Raw genomic sequence first — 21,789 nt, forward strand, 5'->3', positions numbered from 1 at the left:
ATATCTCAACATTCAGACTTCTTTCTCACTATTTATTTCCTTATTCTTTCAGAATATCCTGCTTACTAACTATATTCTCTATATATACTTTTTAGAAAACAGGAAAACGCTACGTGCCATTTTACAAAATATAAAACAATCGAACCACAAAGACGCAAAGGACGCATCAACGGCATTGCGTCTTTATCAAATTCTAGTATATGATGCCAAAATAAAGAGCAGACAGGTACACCTGTCTACTCTAAACATCATTCTTTATTTTTTGGTTGCCGCAGCCAAATTCATTTCACATTTTTCAAAATCCAAAGTCGTAAAGTAATCTTCAATTGTTTCTGCACGACGGATCATCTTAACTGCTCCATCAGCTGTTAACAGCAATTCAGCAGAACGTAATTTACCATTATAATTAAAACCCATTGCATGTCCGTGAGCACCTGCATCATGCATCACAACAATGTCACCAATGTCAATACGCGGCAAGTTGCGGTCAATGGCAAATTTATCATTATTCTCACATAAAGAACCTGTCACATCATACACATGATCAAGAGGCAGAGCTTCTTTTCCTGCAACCGTAATATGATGATAGGAACCATACAAGCCAGGGCGCATCAAGTTTGCCATACATGCATCAAGTCCTACATAATTTTTATAAATCTCTTTTTTATGAAGCACAGTAGAAACCAGATATCCATAAGGGCCTGTAACCATTCTGCCACATTCCATAGTGATTTTTAAAGGATGCAGTCCATTAGCCACAATCTTTTCTTCATAAACTTTACGAACACCTTGACTGACAGCATCTAGATCTACAGCCTGCTGTTCAGGACGATAAGGAATGCCAATCCCACCACCCAAATCAATCATCTCAATGCGAATCCCTAGTTTTTGATATACTTCAACTACCAAATCAAACATCATTGCTGCCGTAGCCACAAAACTGTCAGGATTTAACTCGTTGGAAATTACCATGGTATGCAAAGCAAAGCGTTTTACCCCTTTACTTTGGATGATTTTATATGCCTCAAAAATTTGTTTTCTGGTTAAGCCATATTTGGCTTCTTCCGGATAACCGATAATATCGTTGCCGCCTTCCAGCAAAGGACCTGGATTATAGCGAAAAGAAATTAATTCAGGTAAGCCTACATGTTTTTCTAAATATTCAATATGGCTAATATCATCAAGATTAATAATAGCTCCTAAGTCTTTGGCTGCCTGATACTCTTCGGCAGGAGTATCATTAGACGAAAAAATAATGTCTTCTCCCACAATTTTAGATTGCTTGGATAAAATGAGTTCGGGTAAAGAACTGCAATCAGCACCAACGCCTTCTTCCTGCAGTATTTTTAAGATATGTGGATTAGGAGTAGCCTTTACAGCAAAATACTCTTTAAATCCTGGTGCCCAGGAAAAAGCCGCTAGTAATTTGCGGACATTATTCCGAATCGCCTGTTCATCATAAATATGAAAAGGAGTCGGATAATGCGCAATGATTTCCTCAAGCTCAAGCTTAGTAAATGGTAATGTTTTTTCTGCCATAGTAATATTTTACCTCCTGAATTGTTATTATAGATTCTAAAATTTCTCCTCATTCGTGTTATGAAGCAAGCCTCTATTAAAAAGTAAAAGCGGCCTGCGGAAAACTATTCCGCAAACCGCCATAAGAATTTAAATTATCTCACAACCAGCAATGCAGATAGCACTCCATCCAAACTTGGATGACAGTCTTGCACTTATTCAATACAAAACCAATAAACGGGTCTTGCCAAACCCTTCTACTTCGGCGGATATTCCTTTTTGCATCTTTCATCGCTGGCAACTCTAGATACATATTCTTAATATACCGCGCCTCTATCTTATCTCTATTTATCTTGTTATTTTTATAAGTATAGACTAATCTAGTTTGTCATGTCAACTCTTATTCTATTCTTTTATTCATTTTCTACCTTGGTTTGACTAAAATAGCTGGATTCATATATAAGTCATATTGTTCGGCACTGACTTCTCCAGTAGCCAAAGCAGATTCTTTTAATGTAATACCTTCTTTTGCAGCTCTTTTTGCAATCTGTGCTGCTTTATCATAGCCAATAAGGGGCACTAAACCAGTAATGAGAATTAATGATTGGTGCAAATAAAAATCAATAACATCCTCCTTCGGCTGTATGCCAATCGCACAATTTTCGTTAAAGGAATGTATCCCATCAGCTAATAAGTTAATCGATTGCAATAAATTATACACAAGTACAGGCATAAATACATTCAATTGAAAATTTCCCTGACTAGCAGCAAAAGAAATCGTTGTATCATTGCCAAACACTTGCGCCACAACCATGGTCAAAGCCTCTGATTGGGTAGGGTTTACTTTCGCTGGCATGATAGAGCTGCCCGGTTCATTCTCAGGTATTTTAATCTCGCCTATACCGCAGCGTGGACCACTTGCCAGCCAGCGAACATCATTGGCAATTTTCATTAAGTCTGCAGCTAAGGCTTTGATAATGCCATGAACTGCCACGACTTCATCCTTACTCGTCAAAGCATGAAACTTATTTGGTGCAGTATGAAACTGCTTTTCTGTTAGCTTAGTAATTTCTGCAGCAATTAACTCACCAAACCCGACTGGAGAATTAATACCTGTACCGACAGCAGTCCCTCCCATTGCTAAATCGCGCATGAAATTAATACCGATGGTTAGCATTTCTTCATTTCTTTCCAGCATCCGTACCCAGCCGCTTATCTCTTGCCCAAAAGTAAGGGGAGTCGCATCCATCAGATGGGTTCGACCAATTTTAATGATATGATTATACTCCTCTGACTTTTGCTGTAAAGTTTGTTTCAACGCTGCAATTGCCGGCAGCAATTTATCAATGACTAAACTAACACCAGCAACGTGAATAGCGGTAGGGAAAATATCATTAGAACTTTGGGATTTATTTACGTGATCATTGGGATGAACAACTACTGTTTTCCCATTTTCCGTTAATAATTGATTTGCTCGATGAGCAATTACTTCATTCACATTCATATTAAACTGTGTACCACTGCCTGTCTGCCACACAGACAAAGGGAAATTTCCATCCAATTTTCCTGCCAGCACTTCATCGCACGCCGCTACAATAGCATGAGTTCGCTCCTCATCCAGTATATTCAGCCTATGATTTACGATAGCAGCTGCTTTCTTCAAAGTAGCAAATACACCAACTAATTCATAAGGAATCTTTTCTATGCCGATACGAAAATTTTCAAAACTACGCTGGGTTTGTGCTCCCCACAATTTATCCTTTGGTACATGTATTTCCCCCATTGAATCCTTCTCAATACGATATTCCATACAAAACCCCTCCTCATTATCGATTAAATCTGCTTTTGCTGTAGTTGAGACTAATACGTAAGAGATAATAAACCATTACTCTATCTCTTCCCCATTAGTAGCAACAATCCTGCTGCTATACTAGCTTTTAAAAAGAAAACATTTTGAACCGTGAAGATACGAAGAATATAAAAAACACAAAGATTTTTTAACCGCAGAGGCGCAGAGAACACAGAGAAATAAAAACTCTCTCTGTGTTCTCTGCGCCTCTGCGGTTAAATTTTTTTTTCGTATCAAACACTTTCGACTGGTACTGTGTTGGCTCCATGAGCCATGACGGTGATCGTGTATTCTTTCTTGTCTATTATTTTTTCAGCCATGATGATTGCCTCATCCAAACTGGCAGCAGTCAGCATGCCTGCTTTTTCAAAAAAGCCCTTATTCTGGGGCAATGAAACAACAATATGAGGAACTTCCTTTGCCATATATCCCAGTTTTAATGCAATGAAGCCTGGAACGGTAAAACCTTTTCGTAAAGCCAATTCTCGCTCATAGAGAGAATCATAGTTAAACCAACCACTAAAATCAGGCGGCTCCATAATATCACGGCATTCCAGCAGTAAAATCACTACACCTGTGGATTTTACCGCCATGAAGGAGTTTCCAATGGTTTTCGACCCCTGATACAGATTGATGTCTTTCGGGAATCCTCCAGCAGAAGCAATGACCAAGTCAGTTTTTCCGCTTATGGGAACACCAAATATCTCATTAGCCGTTTTGCAACCTTGGAGCCAAGCTTCATACCAATGACCGGCAACAAAAGAGGCAAACTGACCTTCTGGTGTAAACACTGCATTTAATAAAAAGGCTGGTTTAAGTAATTCTGCCATTTCCAGCATATCTGCATGCATAGGGTTATTTTCCAATTTGCCAACAGTACATTCTGGACTTACCCCCTCTCCAACTACTGCATGAAGACATAAACTATGATTTTCCTGAATCGTGCTATAAGAGGAGATCCCTGGCATGATGGCTTTACGTCCACCACCAAAGCCAGCCATTAGATGATGAACAATGCCACCCGTTAAAATGACTTTATCGGCGTTTACTACGTGCTTATTCAAGTGGACATCTTTTCCCCGTGAAGTTTGACCCACATAAACAAATTCATCCGTTTCTGGGGCATGACTTTGTAGGATCGCTATACGTTTCACAATTTCCTGACCAAAAGTCAGTATATTTTCCTCATGAGTATGATGGCGATGGGCGCCAAGTGCAACAATAAGGGAAATATCTTCATCAGGTATACCAACTTTATTCAATTCATTCAGCAACGTAGGTAAAAACAAGTCATGACGCACCCATTGACGAGTTATATCACTAGCAACGATGACCACTTTATCACCTTGCTGTATTACATTCTTTAGAGGTGGAGTACCAATTGGATTGTTCAGTACCTCACGAACAGCAGCTTCAACATCTAAAACTGCTTTCGCTGGTTTACCTTCCACAACATTTACAACGCGTTCTTCCGGCAAAGCTACTTTAATTTCACTATCACCAAAACCAAATGAAAATTCTTTTAACATCTAGCATCTCTCCTATGCAATTTTTTCAAGATTATTATTTTCCTTTAGTACTAAAGGTCTATCAGGCTTGACAGCTAACCATGCAACAATGCCAATCACGGCTGAAGCTGCAGTTGTGAGAATGGCTGCCTGCCAGCCATAATTCGTTGCAACCCATGCTGTAGCAACTGGAGCAGCAATGCCGCCCATATTCCCCCAGAAATTCATCCAGCCAGTTATCGATCCAGCAAATTTACCTCCAATATCAAGACAAGCTGCCCATGAAGCATTAAAAGTAAGCCCAAGAGATCCCAAGGATATCGTTAGCCATAATACATTCAGCCAAGGCACAGTTGCCACTGCTCCCAGGTAAAGAGTTATGCAACAGATAATTAATCCTAGAATACCAAATAAAGTGCGGGATTTATGCCTTGATACACCGGAAGCGACTAATTTATCACTGATATAGCCGCATGTAGCCGTTACTATACATAATGCCGCCCAAGGAAAAGAAGCAGCGATTCCCATTTTCTGTAAAGAAAAATTTTGAGCCTCTATTAAGTATAATGGCAACCAAGCTAAAAATACATACATAATATAATCGGTTATAAAATATTGAATACCAATGGCCCAAAACTGAGAAGATCCCAAAAAAGCACGCCAAGGTGCCAGCTCTTTTTTATCACTATCTACCATCAGACCTTCTTCTATGTAATCTGCCTCTGCAGCATTGGTAAACTTACTATCATGGGGAGTATCCTTAGCTAAATAATACCAAAGTGCTGCCAATAGTAAACCCACTCCACCAAAAATAATAAATACGGAACGCCAGCCAAAATTCATCATTAATAGGATCGTAAGCGTTGGACCAACAACCGGTCCAAAAAATACACCGCTTAACATGAACGAAGAAGCACGTCCCTTTTCATTATTATTAAACCAACGATAAATAAATCTTCCAAAAGCAGGTGCCATAGGACCTTCGCCTATGCCAAACAGACTTCTCGCCAGAACAAATGAGGTAAAGTTACTACATGCCCCTGTTAATACTGTAAAGGCGGACCACCAAGTAGCTGCTATCGCCAGCACCCTGCGATGCCCCCAAAATTCAGACATGATTCCACCTGGTATTTGCATCAAAGCATAACCAACAAAAAAAGCCGTCTGTATAAATCCCATATCCATTTTGGTAAATCCTAATTCTTGCATAATAGTGGGAGTGGCTACTGATAAATTGACTCGATCCATGTAAGAAATAAAACTAATAAAAAACATAAGTCCTGCTAATTTCCATCGAAAACTTGTTTTTGTCTGCCCCATACGATAATCCTCCTCAATTATGAATATAAGTATTTTTACAATGGACTTCCATTCATATTAACACATTATACTTTTGTTAAGTTTACATGTCAATTGACGAGAGATACAATTTTCTCAATTCTCCTTGACACCAAGTAGAAACTCATGCTACTATTACTTTCATCAACTACATACATTCATCAAGAGTTAGCCGAGGGTATTGGCCCGATGAAGCTACGGCAACCACCGCGCAATGCGAACGGTGCCAATTCCAACAGGAATTTCCTGGGAGATGAAGATCATTTTTGAAAATGGAATCTTCTTCATCTTATGAAGAAGATTTTTTTATTGTATATGCAAAGGAGTCAATACTATGAATCAAAATTCACAACAAGCTCAAACTCTGCGTAAATATGCCTCAGAAAAAGCTGGTCGTTTTACAGAATCAGTTATTAGAGAAATGTCTCGTATTGCTGCCGCTCATAAAGCCATTAATCTTGCACAAGGCTTTCCTGATTTTCCGGCATCGGATGAAATAAAAGAGGCCGCTGTTAGAGCAGTTTTAGAAGATCACAATCAATATGCAATTACCTGGGGGACTAAGTCACTTAGAGATGCTATTACTTTGAAAAACAAAAGAGACTATAACATTGATATTGACCCGGAAACTCAAATCACCGTATGCTGCGGTTCAACAGAAGGCATGGTAGCAACCCTCTTGGCCACTATTAATCCTGGGGATGAAGTCATTATATTTCAGCCTTTTTACGAAAACTACGGTCCTGATGCCGTATTATGTGGCGCTACCCCCAAATACGTCCAACTGCATCCACCAGAATTTAGCTTTAATAAGGAAGAATTAACAGCGGCATTTTCAGACCGTACCAGAGCCATTATTATTAATACTCCAAATAACCCTACTGGTAAGGTTTTTAACCGTGAAGAGCTGGATCTCATTGCCAAACTATGTATTCAATATGATGTCTTGGCAATTACAGACGAAATCTATGAACACATCATCTATGATGAAATAAAACATATACCTCTGGCTACCTTGCCTGGCATGGCAGAACGAACCATAACCATCAATAGCATTTCAAAAACCTATAGCGTAACAGGCTGGCGCATTGGTTATGTGATTGCTTCCGGCGAAATCAGCCGTTCCATACGTAAAATGCATGACTTCTTGACGGTAGGAGCAGCCGCTCCCCTGCAAGTAGCCGCCGCCCAGGCCCTAAATTTTCCTACCACTTATTATGAAAAGTTAGGGGATTTTTACAGTAAGCGTCGCGATTTTATGTTAAAGGAATTGGCTGCTATCGGTTTTAATTGCATTCGCCCAGCCGGAGCCTATTATATTATGGCAGACATAGCACCTTTTGGCTGGAAGAATGATGTAGACTTTGCCCGTCATTTAGCTGAAAAAGTAGGGGTTGCAGTCGTACCGGGATCTAGTTTTTATCAGGACGATGCCAATGACAAACATCGTTTTATCCGTTTTTGTTTCTGCAAACAATTTGCAACATTAGAAGCAGCAATCGAAAGACTGCAAAAATTGAAATAAATCATATATTTTTAGGAGGCATATAAATGAAAAAATCCATAAAATCCATTTCCCTTTTCCTATCCCTTGTCTTTATTCTAGGTTTAGCAACTGGCTGCGGTCAACAAAGTACTGCAAAAGTAGAACAGAAAACACTTAAAGTTGGTGTTACAGCCGGCCCTCATGCTGAAGTAATGGACGTAGTAAAGAAAATTGCCGAAAAGGATGGCTTAAAAATCGAAGTCGTTGAATTTAATGACTATATTCAACCGAATGTAGCATTAAACCAAGGTGATATTGATGTCAATAGTTTTCAACATAAACCTTACCTTGACAATATTATTAAAGACCGCAATTATGATATCGTCTCAGTGGGCAACACAGTCATTTTTCCAATGGGTATTTATTCAAGCAAGCTGAAAAATATAGCGGATTTACAAGCAGGAGCCATCGTTGCCATTCCTAACGATCCAACCAATGGAGGACGAGCTTTATTATTGCTAGAGAAAATTGGTCTTATTAAATTAAAACCGGGAATCGGACTGAAAGCGGCTGTTACTGATATTACTGAAAATCCTAAAAAAATAGTAATTAAAGAGTTAGATGCAGCACAAATCCCCCGTTCCCTAGCTGATATGGATGTTGCCGCCATTAACACCAATTACGCAATTACCGCCGGATTAGTACCGACTAAAGATGCAATTGCCATTGAAGATATCAACTCCCCTTATGCTAATATTATTGCTGTCCGTTCTAAAGATAAAGAAAATCCAGCTGTACAAAAATTCATTAAAGCCTATCATTCTGATGAAGTAAAATCCTTCATTAATGAACACTTTAAAGGTTCTGTAGCAGCAGCTTGGTAAGAAATCCTGACGCATCTTAAAAAATAAAACGTTTGAACCGCGAAGACGCGAAGGCTATGAAGCACACGAAGAGACCTGAAATCTCCTTCGTGTGCTTCGTATTTCTTCGCGTTTCGATTCATTTTTTACAGAAACAGAACACTATACATTTTGTATATCCCCATATTTACGCTGCACTCTCATGAGTCTTGCCGATAAACAAGTTGCACCAAAGGCTAGACCTACAATCAAACCGATCCAATAACCAAAGGCTCCCAACCCGGAATGATGGGATAATACATACCCTAGGGGCAATCCAAGAACCCAGTAAGAAATCATTGCTAAAATAAATGTAACCCGAACATCTTTATAGCCCCGCAAGCAGCCTTGGACCGGTGTTGCGATAGCATCTGACAATTGGAAGAAGATCGCATATAATAAGAATTGCTCTGCAAGATGCCTAATATCCATATCCGGTGTATATAAACTGGATATCTGCTCGTTACCAAAATATAATACGATGGCAGCCATGACTGCCATAAGCAATGCAATTCCAATACCCAGATAGCCATATTGTTTAGCATCTTGATACCGCTTAGCACCTGCTTCAAAGCCTACTACAATTGTTAAAGCCATAGAAATACTCAGTGGCATCATATAAATTAGGGCCGCCACATTAATGGCTACTTGATAGGCTGCAATTGTAACTTCACTAAATTCACTCATTAGCAAAGTAATCACTGCAAATATACTCGTTTCACAAAAAATCGCGATACCAATTGGTATACCAATCTTTAACTGCTCTTTCCAGGCTGCTAAAGAAAAGCGATACCAAGAGCTAAATATCTGATGGGATTTAAAAGGTTCTCTGCTTTGAATAACACACACGCTAATAATGGCAATGAACCAATAGGTAATAGCAGAAGCCCATCCTGCTCCAACACCACCCATCTGGGGAAAGCCGAAATTACCAAAAACCAATACATAATTAAGCAGTACATTGATCGGTAATGCTACCATAGAAATTAGCATCGTTACCCGTGTATAACCTAAGGTATCAATAAAACAGCGGAGAACTGTGGAAATAAACAATGGAATAATCCCAAAAGAAATTGCTGCTAGAAAATCATGAGCAATTTGATAGGATAAAGCATTGAGTTCCATTTTATTCAATATAGGATGTATCACGTAAAAGCCGCAAATAATAACTACAATGGATATTGCTATGGCTAAATATACAGCTTGAATGACCGCAAAGGGCACCTTTTCTTTTTTTTGCGCTCCCAAAAAGTGGGCAACAATAGGAACTATAGCAAAAAGAATCCCATTTAGCCCTGTAAAAACAGGCATCCATATACTAGATCCAATGGCAACACCAACTAGGTCATTGGGACTGACACGTCCCGACATCATCGTATCAAAAAACGTCATAGCGCACATACATACTTGTGTTACTAAAATCGGTAATAAAATAATTAAGAATTGATTTACTTTTTCCCGTAAGGAATCTGTTTGTTCCATCTCTCACACCTATTTATTCTAGAATCTTATAACTTAAGATTCTGACTCTACTATATTTTTTCCCTAATCAAAAGCACATCATTGAGCTACTAAAAGATAAATAAGTGAGACAGGAGTTTCTTTTATTTCTCCTGCCTCACTTATTTTTGTAATCTTACAAATAAACTACTTTGTACAGGGCGGGATAAACGCCAATGATTCCATTCTGACCAGGAGAGCATTGCGAAAAGGGTAACCATACCAAAGCATACGATATATTCCATTACAGTAAAAATTGTATTAATTACAGATAAAGACAAGGAATTCTCCATCATCAGTTGATGCCCCTTCCACCATGCTGCCGCCGTAATAAAAGGCTGCAAAACATATAATAAGAAGGCCCAGGCTGCAATGCATAATATCGATTTCACACCACCAAATAATGCTCTCCTGCCAATTGCCATTTCCTTATTTTTACGACTTCTTCTTGACTGGGTAACAGCTATATCCCTCATGCTTTCCCTCTTCCTTGGCATTTAGTACAAACTATCGAATCACTTCTTGAACTCTGCCTACCGTGCCATTTTCCAATCGAACTTTAATGCCCCGATGATGAATCGCACTATTAGTAAGCAGATCTTTTACCACACCTTCTGTCAGTTGTCCAGTACCTTGATGTTGTTTTTGTACAACTTTTACTCGACTGCCTGCTTTTATATTTTTACGCTCTGTTCCACTTAGCATAGCTTCCTCCTATCACTTTGAATCCTGCTCATAAAGGAAATGAACGGGGTTTATTTTAATACCACTCACAGAATTCTTCTTGATCCAAATAAATCCAATCATGCCCAACCTTTTGAAACACTTTTAAACAACGATCATTATCTGAAATCATAATCGTAATCCCATCAGTAGCCAACGGATTTTTTTCAACATTTTTTTCCACTTGCGCTAAGAGTTTTTTTAATTGATCACGATATAACGTAAAGGATCTTGTCATTCATATTCTTCCTCTCTGCAATTGATCATTCTTTGGTTTAACTATATTTATTCCACATTATCCTTGCTAAGTCCTGTATGTTATTCTATGAATTTCATATTCTTTCCATTTTTTATACGCCACCAAGACATCGCCCTTCTCGCATCAATATCCCGTTGAATGAAATTCTCCTCCAAAGCAGACGTCATTTTTATTCCATCCATACTTTCTTTGCTATCGCTGCCAATTTTTCCTATAGAATCATGAGTAACCCAAAAACCGTAATTAAAACCTACTCCATTCCCCAGTGTCATACTTTCCCCTAGTGAATAGTAAACAAACCCGGGAGGAGACAGTAATTCTAGGATCGTAGGTGACACATTAATATGACTGCCTGCCACTTCTTTAGAAAACACATTCTTATCAATTCCTTTTCCATAGACAATGAAGGGAATCCCATAACGTTCATATAAGCTAGGATTCAATTGGATATTGAGTCGGTCTGCATGATCACCGACAATAATAAATAGGCTATCGGGGTATTGCTGGCGCATATCCCTAATAAACTCAGCCATAACCTTATCAGCATACCAAAAATGTCCTAGCTTTTTTATAAGCTCCTGATCTTCTTTTACATTATCAGGTAATCCACTAATTACACTGTCCCTATCAAATCCCTCTTTCTCTAAATCCACTGTATAAGGAGCATGATTGGAAATATTCATGATCACATCAAAAGTCGGCGTGGGATTATCTACACCAGAGGCAACCGCTTGGAATAAATATTTATCGTCACAGCCCCAAACATTGCCAGACTGGCTCGCTATATCCCCCATGCCATAAAACTCCTCAAATCCTTGAGCTAAGGTAAAGTCCTTTACTCGCTCCCAAGACGTGGGTCCCGCATACCAGAACCGAGGCTTATAGCCAAGTTTTTTCATTTGAGGAGCAAGAGATGTGGAATAAGGTTCCTTGTAAGACTCAGGCAAATAAGTAAGATACAGATTCGCCTCTGCCAGACCTGTAACAATTCCCATGATTCCTGAAATGGTGCTCATGCCATTGGGCAGAAAAGCAGGCACATAGGCCGCATCCTCTTGAGCTATAATATTTCGCATACCATTAGCGATATTCAGATCTTTATATTGAGGCAGCAGCGGCCAATTGGCATAGCTTTCCCCTATGATTAAAAATACATGCTGCGGTTTCTTAATCTTTCCTCCCTGAGCTTCTTTTTTCAAGAAATCGTCTACCTTTTGGGAGTCTACTGGATGACCAGCCACATACGTTCCATACTCTACCATCCTCTGTGGGTCCATATCTAACCCTGTTGATGCCATTATCCGCTCATGGAGTGTATAAGCCCGATATAAGGCTTGAACATCATCTAAAATGGCTTCATTTAAAAATTCATCCTTAGTGACGCCTGAATTTTCCCAGTCAATGTTATAGGCATAGGTCATGCTGCCGCCAAAGCGAATAAAGATAACGAGATAATATGCGATAATTAAGAGCGCAGTACGAAAAGCAATATTGCCGTACCACTTTGAAAAACACGGCAGATGGTATGTCTTTGTTCCCAGCCATACTTTCAATAAGCGGCATAATACCAGTGCTGTCACTCCAGTCAATAGCAAACGTACAGGCAATTTATATTGCTCTACCAAAGTATAAAACAGTGCATGAACATCATCATTAAAAGTATTAAACAACAATTGATTAAACCCCATATGAAATTGTTCATAGTAAGGAATCCTAGCATAAAATAATAAGCTAAGAAGGCTAATATAAGTACAGCCTAAAATATAACGTAGATTGATTCCTATGGCTCCTTTATTAAACATATTGAGTAAGGTACAAATTATAAAAGAAGCTGCAACCACTAAACCCGTGCTCTTTAAGCTAATCCGTATCCCATAATAAAGCGCCATAGCAATATCCTGAAAGGTTGCAGCCTCGCTAATATAAGAATTTAATATAATAATAAAGCCAATACGAAATAAGCAAAATATTCCCAATACAAACACAAATAGCTTTATATCCTGCTGAATATTTTTAAATAAATCTTCCCACCTTGACACTAAAAAAACATCCCCTCATAAGCATATTCCTCCTTTATTTCTACTTTTTTCATCATTATCCTGCATTTTTCTACTTTCTCATCCATTATAGAGTATCTTTAGACATTAAAGTTTGCTTGATTTCAGAATTTTTTCTCGCCAATTCTTATATTTTGTTATATGATTTTAGATAGAATTAGTTTCGCTCTAGAAAAAAGAACTACAAAGCAGACACTCTTACTGATTTTTTAACTTAGGAGGATATAAATATGTTAAAGGTCAAAATAAATGAACTTAAAAAGGGAGATGTCATCGCCGAGCATATCTTAAATCCCGAAGGACAAGTCCTACTAGCAGCTGGCACCAGTCTCACTGATAAAACCATCAGTTTATTAAAACTATGGGAGATACAAGAAATCAGAGTGCGAGAAGAAAAAGATACAGATGATGACATTCGCCTATCCTTACAATTTGATGAAATCGTCTCCAAAAATTCTCAGCTTTTTGATAAAATTAAAAAAATAGCTGATAGTGATTCTCTTCCTGTAGAAGAACTGCCTACCATCTTTAATAAAAAATCCACTCAACAGTATCATGATATTTCTGATAAATTCTCAAAAATACTATTTGAGTTGCCACAAACAAAAGATATTATGCCTCTTACCGTCATGGCAAATATCATCTGCCACTATGCAGCAACGACCGTAGGAGTGCTTGCTTATACACTGAAAAGAGAAATCACTCCTTCCAGGCAGGAGAATTTGGCAAATCATAGCATATCGGTGGCCATTATTTCTGCCAAAATCGCTAAACTATTAGGGCATCCTGACGAAGTAATACATACCATTGCCTTAGGAGCATTACTCCATGACATCGGCAAAATAAAGCTGCCAGAAACTGTCTTTTATAAGAGTGACTGTCAGTCAGCGGAAGAAGAATTACAATATCAAAGTCATGTACAAGCTGGCTATGAAATCATTAAAAGTTTGAGATTGCCTAGAGAAGCCAATCTGATTTTGCTGCAGCACCATGAATATCAAGACGGCAGCGGGTTTCCTCTGCATTTAGCCACTACTAAGATTCATTCATACGCCCAAATTGTTGCATTTGCCAACTTTTTTGATTCTCTGCTTCATGAAAAGAATACACCTCCTAATTTCTTTGCGATTCGCAAAAGGTTAACCCAAGATGGTGCCACTAAGTTTGACACTGCTATCATTGACACTTTTGACCATTATTTAGAAAGCTTTGTATTCAATGTGAATGTAGAACTAAACGATGGCCGTACAGCAGAAGTCGTTTATAATCATCCTTTTTATATGTCTCTTGTTGTACGTACTGCTAATGGTGAATTTATTGACCTCAGCAAAAATAAAGATCTCTTTATTGCAAAATTGGTAGTATAAGAAAAACTCTTCACGCCCTTTAAAACATAGAAAATAAACCGAACCGCAGAGGCGCAGAGAACACTGAGAAAAATAGATAAGGTTTAAAACCTCTGTGCTCTCTGCGAACTCTGTGTCCTCTGCGTTCAACGTTCCCCTAAACTTATAAATTCTTATCTTATAAGAAAAACGCTACGCGTCCTTTAAAAAACCGATAAAACGCTGGTTCACAAATTCTATAGTAGGAATACCAGTAAAGAGGACAGGATTGTTAACGTTTAACAATCCTGTCCTCTTTACTGATCATGTATTTATCGCTCTGGCATAATCTCCAGCCAGTAGCCGTCTGGATCTTGAATGAAATAAAGATTCATCGCCTTATTTTCATAACAGATACAATTCATTTCTTTATGTAAAGCATGTGCCTTTTCCATATCATCTGTGATAAAGGCCAGATGAAACTCATTTTCACCTAAATCATAAGCAGTTTTTCGGTCTTTCATCCATGTTAATTCCAGTTTATGAGGAGTCTGTCTATCTCCCAGGTAAACCAAGGTAAATCCATCCATATCCTTCCTGGATGTCTCAACCAACCCAAGAGCCTTACTGTAAAAATTCATGCTTCGCTCTAGATCCAAAACATTAATATTATTATGTGCTAATTTAAAATTCACAATTCTACCTCCTTTGTTGTTATCTACATTATATAAGAAAAGAGTGAGTAATTGTCAAGGTATTACACAATTACCACTCTTTTTCGATTACCTTTATCTATTTTTTCTTTTTTCTCTTCCTGGCTGAACCTGCTGTTCACCTTTTTCATTCTCTTTTGGCTTGCGGCGGCTTCTTGAATTTGCTCCGCTGTGGTTTCCCGTTTTTTTCTTATCCGTTTTTCCAAAAACGAAGGCTCTTTTTTTCTCTTTTTTTTCTACTCCTGCTTTTCCCTCTTCACCTTTTGCATTAAACAGTCTTCTTTTATCGGTACTAACCACTTTTTGATCATTGACTTTATGCTTTTCGATTGCTGCGCGAATACCTTGCTCGATCAATCTTACATAAGGCTGCTCGTGAGGATCAATCAGTGTAATGGCCATACCAGCTTGCCCTGCACGCCCTGTACGTCCGATACGATGAATGTAGCTGTCTACATCATGAGGTATATCGTAATTAAATATATGAGTAACACCTTCTACATCCAGACCTCTGGCAGCAATATCAGTAGCCACTAGAATTTGTATTTTAGCTTCACGAAAACGCTTCATAACCTGTTCCCGTTTCGGCTGGGACAATTCTCCATGAAGTTCATCTGTTTCATAACCCTTTTGACTAAGAGCCATATTTACGGCTATTGCACGCTTTTTGGTATGACAAAAAACAATTGCTAAATAGGGTCGATATTCATCAATCATACTACTTAGCTTGGCAATTTTTTCGGACTCAGGTACTTCTACCATAATCTGTTTGATTTCATCTAATGTAATATTTTTTGTTTGTATGCGTATATCTAATGGTTTTCGCATGTAACGGTCGGCTAATCCGCGAATTTTAGAAGGCATCGTTGCTGAAAACAGCATAGTTTGGCGTTTATTCGAAGTTTGTCGAACTAATTCCTCCACATCCTCCAAAAAACCCATATGCAGCATTTGATCCGCTTCATCCAAAACGAGTTTCGTAACATTTTCAAGCTGAATCGTTTCTCGCCGCAGATGATCCATTAATCGCCCTGGAGTACCAATGACGATTTGGGCGCCGCCTTTTAACTTCTTAATTTGTCGATCCACATCTTGTCCACCATATACAGATAACACCTGTATTCCTAATTGATCAGCTAACTTTGCCACTTCTCGGGTAATCTGGAGGGCTAATTCCCGGGTTGGTGTAATAATTAATGCTTGTACGATGGGTTTGCTGATTTCAATTTTTTCTAAAATCGGCAGTATAAAGGCTAATGTTTTGCCTGTTCCTGTCTGAGACTGCCCAACAACATCCTTGCCGGACATGATCGCAGGAATAGCCTGAACTTGTATTTCTGTGGGCTTTGTAATACCATTCTCAGCTAGAATCGCACCTATTTCCCGTCGAATACCTAGGGCTGTAAAATCCTTTTGCATATAAACACCTCTTCTTATCCGTATAGACGATATGTTTCACTAAACAGCAGATCTGATTTCAAAAATATACGATACAATGTATTTAGAAACATGAATATTAATTGTTCACAAAAAATCCTCGCTATATTTCCTGGAAATATTACAATACCTTTTTAGAAAAAGAGTGTTAGTCTCATGGCCTAACACTCTTTTTCCTAATGGCTAAAAAAGCCTAACTGTATAAAGAACAATATAGCGAATACATATAAGATCGGGTGAACGGTTCTGCCTTTACCTCTTAGCACCTTTAAAATAGGATATACAATAAAGCCAACACCAATCCCTGTAGCAATACTATATGTCAAAGGCATGGCAATTACAATCAAAAAGGCGGGAAAAGCTTCCTCCAGATCATTCCAATCAATACTGCGCAAACCGCTCATCATAAAGAAACCGACAATAATCAAAGCAGGCGCAGTAACAGCAGGAATGCTAGCCAACATTTTGGCAATAGGAGCAAAAAACAAAGTAATTAATAACAAGATGGCAGTAATTACAGCCGTCAGACCGGTTCGTCCGCCTACAGCAACTCCTGAACTTGACTCAACATATGCGGAAGTAGGACTTGTACCAAGAGCAGCACCAACGGTAGTGCCAACAGCATCTGCCAGCAATGCTCCCCGCACGCGAGGAAACTTGCCATCCTTTAGTAATCCTGCTTGCTCTGCCACACCAAGCATCGTTCCTGTAGTATCAAATAAGGTAATTAGTAAAAAGGTAAATACGACTGCATAGAGTCCTTGTTCAAAAACTCCAGATACATTCATTTGCCAGGCAGTATTCTCTAAACCATGGGGCAGCATAAATAAACTTTCTGGCAGTACCAACATTCCTCTATAATAGGCGATAACGGAAGTAATCAGCATGCCGGCAAATAAGGCTCCCTGCACACGATAGACCATTAATACCAAGGAGATCACAAGACCGATAATTGTCATTAAGGTAATCGGTTCTGCCAAATTTCCTAGAGTAACTAATGTCGCGGGCGATGCAATGACAATTTTCGCATTTTGTAATCCAATGAAAGATATAAATAAGCCAATTCCTGCAGTAATCGCATGTTTTAAACTTGTCGGAATCGAGTCAATCAAAATATAACGAAATTTTGTTAAGGAAAGAAGCAAAAAGATAATCCCGGTTAGAAATACTGCTCCTAATGCGACCTGCCATGAATGTCCCCCTGCTAATACAACACTGTAAGAAAAGTATGCATTCATTCCCATTCCTGGTGCTATAGCAATAGGATAGTTGGCGAATATCCCCATAATTAAAGTAGCCAATGCACTTGCTAAAATGGTAGCCATAAAAACACCATCAAAATCCATACCAGCAATATGTAAAACTGCAGGATTGACAATAACGATATATACCATTGTCAAAAAAGTCGTAATACCTGCCATTATCTCTGTAGATACCGTTGTCCCTCGCTCTTCTAATTTAAACCATGAATCCACGTATGAAACACCTCTATTCTATCTTCTTGCTTTCATTATCTTCTCCAAAAGACCAAAATTTATTTTATCACATTGACGTACCCTTGTATACAAAGAATTTTTGTGAATAAGAAAATGCTGACGCCCCTAAAGAAAATAAAACTAATTGCGCCTTTGTGGTTCATAACATATTATATTTTTCGCACTTAAAAACTCCTACTTGCTAGACTATAAAAAAAGATAACCATTTAGACGCTTATATCTAAGTGGTTACCTTACAAACAAACGGATCTGATGACTACAGTCATCGTGACCCTAGTCTTTTTTATTTTTTCTCTTTATGTACAATACCGCCTGTTGCCTGATGGGTAGGAGTGACGGTTACCTCGCATATTTGTACATGAGCTGGTGCACTGGCTGCATAAACAACAATATCAGCAATATCTTCTGCTACTAATGGCTCAATACCATCATATACATTATCTGCTTGCTGCTGGTTGCCATGGAAACGAATTACACTAAAATTAGTTTCTACCATACCTGGCTGAATATTAGTTACTCGTATTGGAGTATCTACGACATCCATTCTAAGTCCATCACTAATGAACTTAACCGCTGCTTTCGTAGCACAATATACCGTTCCCCCAGGATAAGCTATAATCCCTGCAGTAGAACCAATATTAATAACATGACCATTTAAATTATGTTTTAACATCTCAGGAACAATCTTTCTGGTAAGATACAATAATCCTTTTACATTTGTATCAATCATAGCTTCCCAATCTGCTGGATCTCCTGCGTGAAGTTTGTCCAAGCCTCGGGCTAAACCAGCATTATTGACGAGTATATCAATTTTCTGCCAATCCAAAGGTAATGTATCGATGAGTTCATTGACAGCCTTTTTATCTTGCACATCCAATTGCAGCGCCAATACTTCTGTTTGATACTTCTCTTTTATTTCATTAGCTACTTCTTGGACCTTTTCTACAGTTCTTGCAGATATAATTAGTTTTGCCCCTGCTTTTGCAAATAACTCAGCGCAAGCTTTGCCGATACCACCGCTGGCACCACTAATAAAGACAATTTTATTTTTCAATGTTTTCATTCGACAAATCTCCTTCTACCTATATATCATTACCTCTACCTTGTTGGTTATCTTTCTACATAATTACTTAATTTCCTGCCATACCCCAAAAAGTGAAATAAAGATCAAACGTGATACAATCGATTCTGAAAATAAACTTTTTACTATGAATCATTCACGTTATAATATAAGTAAAAAGATTAAATAATTGAGGTATGACTATGGATACATGTACAAATTCTCAAGAACATATCTGCGCGAGTATTGTTCCTATTTTCAAGATGCTGCATCTTACGGAATTACAAAAAATTAATACCTTGATCAAGAAGAAAAGCTATGAAAAGGGTAAAATTCTTTTTACGAAGGGAGATCTTGCTAAGCATCTTTATATTGTGCGCTTTGGTCGGGTAAAAGTCTATGAAATGTCAGAAGATGGGCGACAGCAAATCGTGCGTCTATTAGAACCTGGTGATTTTTTTGGTGAACTCGCTTTATTTATGGACGAACAACACTATTTTCTAAATGCAGAAACATTAGATGATACTGGAATTTGTCTTCTGTCTCGTGATGATTTAAAAATGATTATGCACCAAAATCCAGAGATTTCAACCCGTATTATGCAAGCATTGACCGAAAGACTCGTTTATGCAGAAAAATTCATCAGCAATCTTACCTTACAAACCATCGAACAGCGCCTGATTACTTGGCTGCTCATTATGGGAGAAAAAGAAGGGGTTGTCACACCTCAAGGTATCCGACTCACCATTAACTTGCCAAGACATGAACTGGCTAACTTATTCGGCACTACAAGAGAAACATTAAGCCGTAAGTTATCCAAACTACAAACAGAAGGTTTCATAACAATCATCAGCCCCAAACAACTGCTAATTCTCGATAAACTAAGGCATCATTCTACACTGGATAATTAACACTTGTCATTTACTACACCCTTTAAAACATATAAAACGAAGGAATGAACCGCAGAGGCGCAGAGAACACAGAGAAAAGATAAAAAGTACTCCCTCTGTGTTCTCTGCGCCTCTGTGGTTAAATTTATTTCTTTGCAGTTTACTTTTTAAGCTATTAATAAAAACAGCCAAGCTATCAATAATGCATCGGAGATAGCTTGGCTATTTTTTAATGATTTAAAAGTCCAATTTGTATAAAGAACAGTACCATGAATAAATATAAAATGGGATGAACCTCACGTCCCTTACCTCTCATTAATTTCAATAGAGGATATACAATAAAGCCAATACCAATACCGGTGGCGATACTATAGGTTAATGGCATGGACGCCACAACGAGAAAAGCTGGAAAAGCTTCTTCAATGTTTTGCCAATCAATATCACGTAAGCCATTCATCATAAAGAAACCAACAATAATAAGAGCTGGCGCCGTAACAGCTGGAACGCTCGACAACATTTTAGCAACAGGCGAGAAAAATAATGTTACTAAGAACAAACCCGCTACAACAACAGCGGTTAAACCACTGCGCCCTCCTACTGCTACACCTGCGCTCGACTCAATACAGGTAGCAGTGGGACTTGTTCCTAGCACAGCACCAGCAACTGTCCCTGCAGCATCAGCCAAAAAAGCACCTCTCGCATTTGGAAACTTTCCATTTACAAGAAGCCCGGCTTGCTCCGCCATCCCCAGTAGTGTACCCGTTGTATCAAATAAAGTAATCAAAAAGAAAGTGAAAATTACAGAATAAAGACCAGAATCTAAGACTCCCTGTACATCCAATTTCAGTAATGTATGCTCTAGGCCGCTAGGCATCACCACAAACTGAAACGGCAAGGACATAAAACCCATGAAATAAGCAGCGGCTGCTGTTACTAACATGCCAATAAACAACGCTGCCTTTACGCGATAAGTAAGTAATACTAAAGATACAACCAAGCCAATAACCGTCAATAAAGCAATAGGCTCAGACAGTTTGCCAAGAGTGACTAAAGTAGCAGGAGAATCAACAACAATTTTTGCACTTTGCAAACCAATAAAACAGACAAAAAAACCAATACCTGCGGTAATAGCGTGTTTTAAACTTGCGGGAATGGCATCAATCAAAATGGAGCGAAATTTGGTAAGAGATACTAATAAAAACATAATTCCCGATATAAAAACAGCCCCAAGTGCCACTTCCCAGGAATATCCCCCACCCTTTACTACACTAAAGGCAAAATAAGCATTCAGCCCAAGTCCAGGCCCAATCACAATGGGGTAATTAGCAAATAACCCCATAATCAACGTACCAATTACACTACTTAAAATAACTGCCATAAAAACACCATTAAAGTCCATACCAGTCAAACTTAAAACGGAAGGAATAACAATAACCGAATATGCTAATGTTAAAAAAGTTGTTATTCCTGCCAAAACTTCCGTGGATATACTTGTCCCTCGTTCTCGCAGTTTAAATAATGATTCCATTTACAACACCTCTAAATTATATCTACGTAAGGCGACATTATAACATAGATTACCGTATTATGTATACACCGAAATTAGCATTTATTCTCCTTATTGTTACGTATTCTCGTGAATTCTACCAATAGTAATCTCTTTGCCAAAACAAAGGCGTTATTTCAGTGATGATAGCCTTTATCAGCAGGACATTTGCATTTGTTGAA

At 38.5% G+C, this 21,789-nt stretch carries 18 protein-coding genes and 2 riboswitches; of the genes, 4 read left to right on the top strand and 14 right to left on the bottom strand.

Annotated features, from left to right (window positions below):
- Positions 1 to 255: 255 nt before the first annotated feature.
- The 4 genes from JBW_RS17100 to JBW_RS17115 form a co-directional block, all read right to left on the bottom strand.
- Positions 256 to 1,539 carry a diaminopimelate decarboxylase family protein gene (locus JBW_RS17100; protein WP_007955963.1) on the bottom strand — a complete coding sequence of 428 codons (1,284 nt, stop codon included), beginning with the start codon at positions 1,537 to 1,539 and terminating at the stop codon, positions 256 to 258.
- Between the two features lie 150 nt (positions 1,540 to 1,689).
- A riboswitch (Lysine riboswitch) is annotated at positions 1,690 to 1,862 on the bottom strand.
- 80 nt (positions 1,863 to 1,942) lie between these two features.
- Entirely contained in the window at positions 1,943 to 3,328 is a 1,386-nt protein-coding gene (fumC, locus tag JBW_RS17105; RefSeq protein ID WP_007955965.1) for a class II fumarate hydratase, read from the bottom strand.
- A gap of 272 nt (positions 3,329 to 3,600) precedes the next feature.
- Entirely contained in the window at positions 3,601 to 4,896 is a 1,296-nt protein-coding gene (gene larA / locus JBW_RS17110; RefSeq protein WP_007955967.1) for a nickel-dependent lactate racemase, read from the bottom strand.
- Between the two features lie 12 nt (positions 4,897 to 4,908).
- Complete coding sequence (locus JBW_RS17115; RefSeq protein ID WP_007955968.1) at positions 4,909 to 6,195, bottom strand: MFS transporter; 1,287 nt, start codon at positions 6,193 to 6,195, stop codon at positions 4,909 to 4,911.
- 173 nt (positions 6,196 to 6,368) lie between these two features.
- Positions 6,369 to 6,473, top strand: a riboswitch (SAM riboswitch).
- Between the two features lie 74 nt (positions 6,474 to 6,547).
- Here JBW_RS17115 and JBW_RS17120 point away from each other — a divergent pair.
- A complete protein-coding gene (locus tag JBW_RS17120) occupies positions 6,548 to 7,738 on the top strand; it encodes a pyridoxal phosphate-dependent aminotransferase (RefSeq protein ID WP_007955970.1) in 1,191 nt (396 codons plus the stop codon).
- Between the two features lie 26 nt (positions 7,739 to 7,764).
- Positions 7,765 to 8,583, top strand: a complete 819-nt coding sequence (locus tag JBW_RS17125; protein ID WP_007955972.1) for a MetQ/NlpA family ABC transporter substrate-binding protein — start codon at positions 7,765 to 7,767, stop codon at positions 8,581 to 8,583.
- A gap of 141 nt (positions 8,584 to 8,724) precedes the next feature.
- Here JBW_RS17125 and JBW_RS17130 read toward each other — a convergent pair whose 3' ends face one another.
- The 5 genes from JBW_RS17130 to JBW_RS17150 all read right to left on the bottom strand — a co-directional run bounded on the left by JBW_RS17130 (position 8,725) and on the right by JBW_RS17150 (position 13,122).
- Entirely contained in the window at positions 8,725 to 10,083 is a 1,359-nt protein-coding gene (locus JBW_RS17130; RefSeq protein WP_007955973.1) for an MATE family efflux transporter, read from the bottom strand.
- 140 nt (positions 10,084 to 10,223) lie between these two features.
- Positions 10,224 to 10,577 (bottom strand): hypothetical protein, encoded by a 354-nt coding sequence (locus JBW_RS17135; RefSeq protein WP_007955974.1) that lies wholly within the window; start codon positions 10,575 to 10,577, stop codon positions 10,224 to 10,226.
- Positions 10,578 to 10,608: 31 nt separating this feature from the next.
- Positions 10,609 to 10,806: a YwbE family protein gene (locus JBW_RS17140; protein ID WP_007955975.1), complete on the bottom strand. Its 198-nt coding sequence runs from the start codon at positions 10,804 to 10,806 to the stop codon at positions 10,609 to 10,611.
- Positions 10,807 to 10,861: 55 nt separating this feature from the next.
- Positions 10,862 to 11,062: a hypothetical protein gene (locus tag JBW_RS17145; RefSeq protein WP_007955976.1), complete on the bottom strand. Its 201-nt coding sequence runs from the start codon at positions 11,060 to 11,062 to the stop codon at positions 10,862 to 10,864.
- A gap of 80 nt (positions 11,063 to 11,142) precedes the next feature.
- On the bottom strand, positions 11,143 to 13,122 hold the full coding sequence (locus JBW_RS17150; RefSeq protein ID WP_007955977.1) for an LTA synthase family protein: 1,980 nt from the start codon (positions 13,120 to 13,122) through the stop codon (positions 11,143 to 11,145).
- Positions 13,123 to 13,370: 248 nt separating this feature from the next.
- Between JBW_RS17150 and JBW_RS17155 the strand changes: the two genes are divergently transcribed.
- Complete coding sequence (locus tag JBW_RS17155) at positions 13,371 to 14,507, top strand: HD-GYP domain-containing protein (protein ID WP_007955978.1); 1,137 nt, start codon at positions 13,371 to 13,373, stop codon at positions 14,505 to 14,507.
- Positions 14,508 to 14,797: 290 nt separating this feature from the next.
- Here the strand turns inward: JBW_RS17155 and JBW_RS17160 are convergent, their stop codons facing one another.
- The 4 genes from JBW_RS17160 to JBW_RS17175 form a co-directional block, all read right to left on the bottom strand.
- Complete coding sequence (locus tag JBW_RS17160) at positions 14,798 to 15,160, bottom strand: VOC family protein (protein ID WP_007955979.1); 363 nt, start codon at positions 15,158 to 15,160, stop codon at positions 14,798 to 14,800.
- Positions 15,161 to 15,253: 93 nt separating this feature from the next.
- Complete coding sequence (locus JBW_RS17165; RefSeq protein ID WP_007955980.1) at positions 15,254 to 16,597, bottom strand: DEAD/DEAH box helicase; 1,344 nt, start codon at positions 16,595 to 16,597, stop codon at positions 15,254 to 15,256.
- Positions 16,598 to 16,791: 194 nt separating this feature from the next.
- Positions 16,792 to 18,090 (bottom strand): NCS2 family permease, encoded by a 1,299-nt coding sequence (locus JBW_RS17170; protein WP_007955981.1) that lies wholly within the window; start codon positions 18,088 to 18,090, stop codon positions 16,792 to 16,794.
- 304 nt (positions 18,091 to 18,394) lie between these two features.
- Positions 18,395 to 19,174, bottom strand: coding sequence for an SDR family NAD(P)-dependent oxidoreductase (locus JBW_RS17175; RefSeq protein WP_007955982.1), 780 nt, complete (start codon positions 19,172 to 19,174; stop codon positions 18,395 to 18,397).
- Positions 19,175 to 19,374: 200 nt separating this feature from the next.
- Here JBW_RS17175 and JBW_RS17180 point away from each other — a divergent pair, with 200 nt between their 5' ends.
- Complete coding sequence (locus JBW_RS17180) at positions 19,375 to 20,082, top strand: Crp/Fnr family transcriptional regulator (RefSeq protein ID WP_007955983.1); 708 nt, start codon at positions 19,375 to 19,377, stop codon at positions 20,080 to 20,082.
- Between the two features lie 208 nt (positions 20,083 to 20,290).
- Here JBW_RS17180 and JBW_RS17185 read toward each other — a convergent pair whose 3' ends face one another.
- On the bottom strand, positions 20,291 to 21,589 hold the full coding sequence (locus JBW_RS17185; RefSeq protein ID WP_007955984.1) for an NCS2 family permease: 1,299 nt from the start codon (positions 21,587 to 21,589) through the stop codon (positions 20,291 to 20,293).
- Between the last annotated feature and the right edge of the window lie 200 nt (positions 21,590 to 21,789).

Source organism: Pelosinus fermentans JBW45, from assembly GCF_000271665.2.
GTDB classification, from domain to species: domain Bacteria; phylum Bacillota; class Negativicutes; order DSM-13327; family DSM-13327; genus Pelosinus; species Pelosinus baikalensis.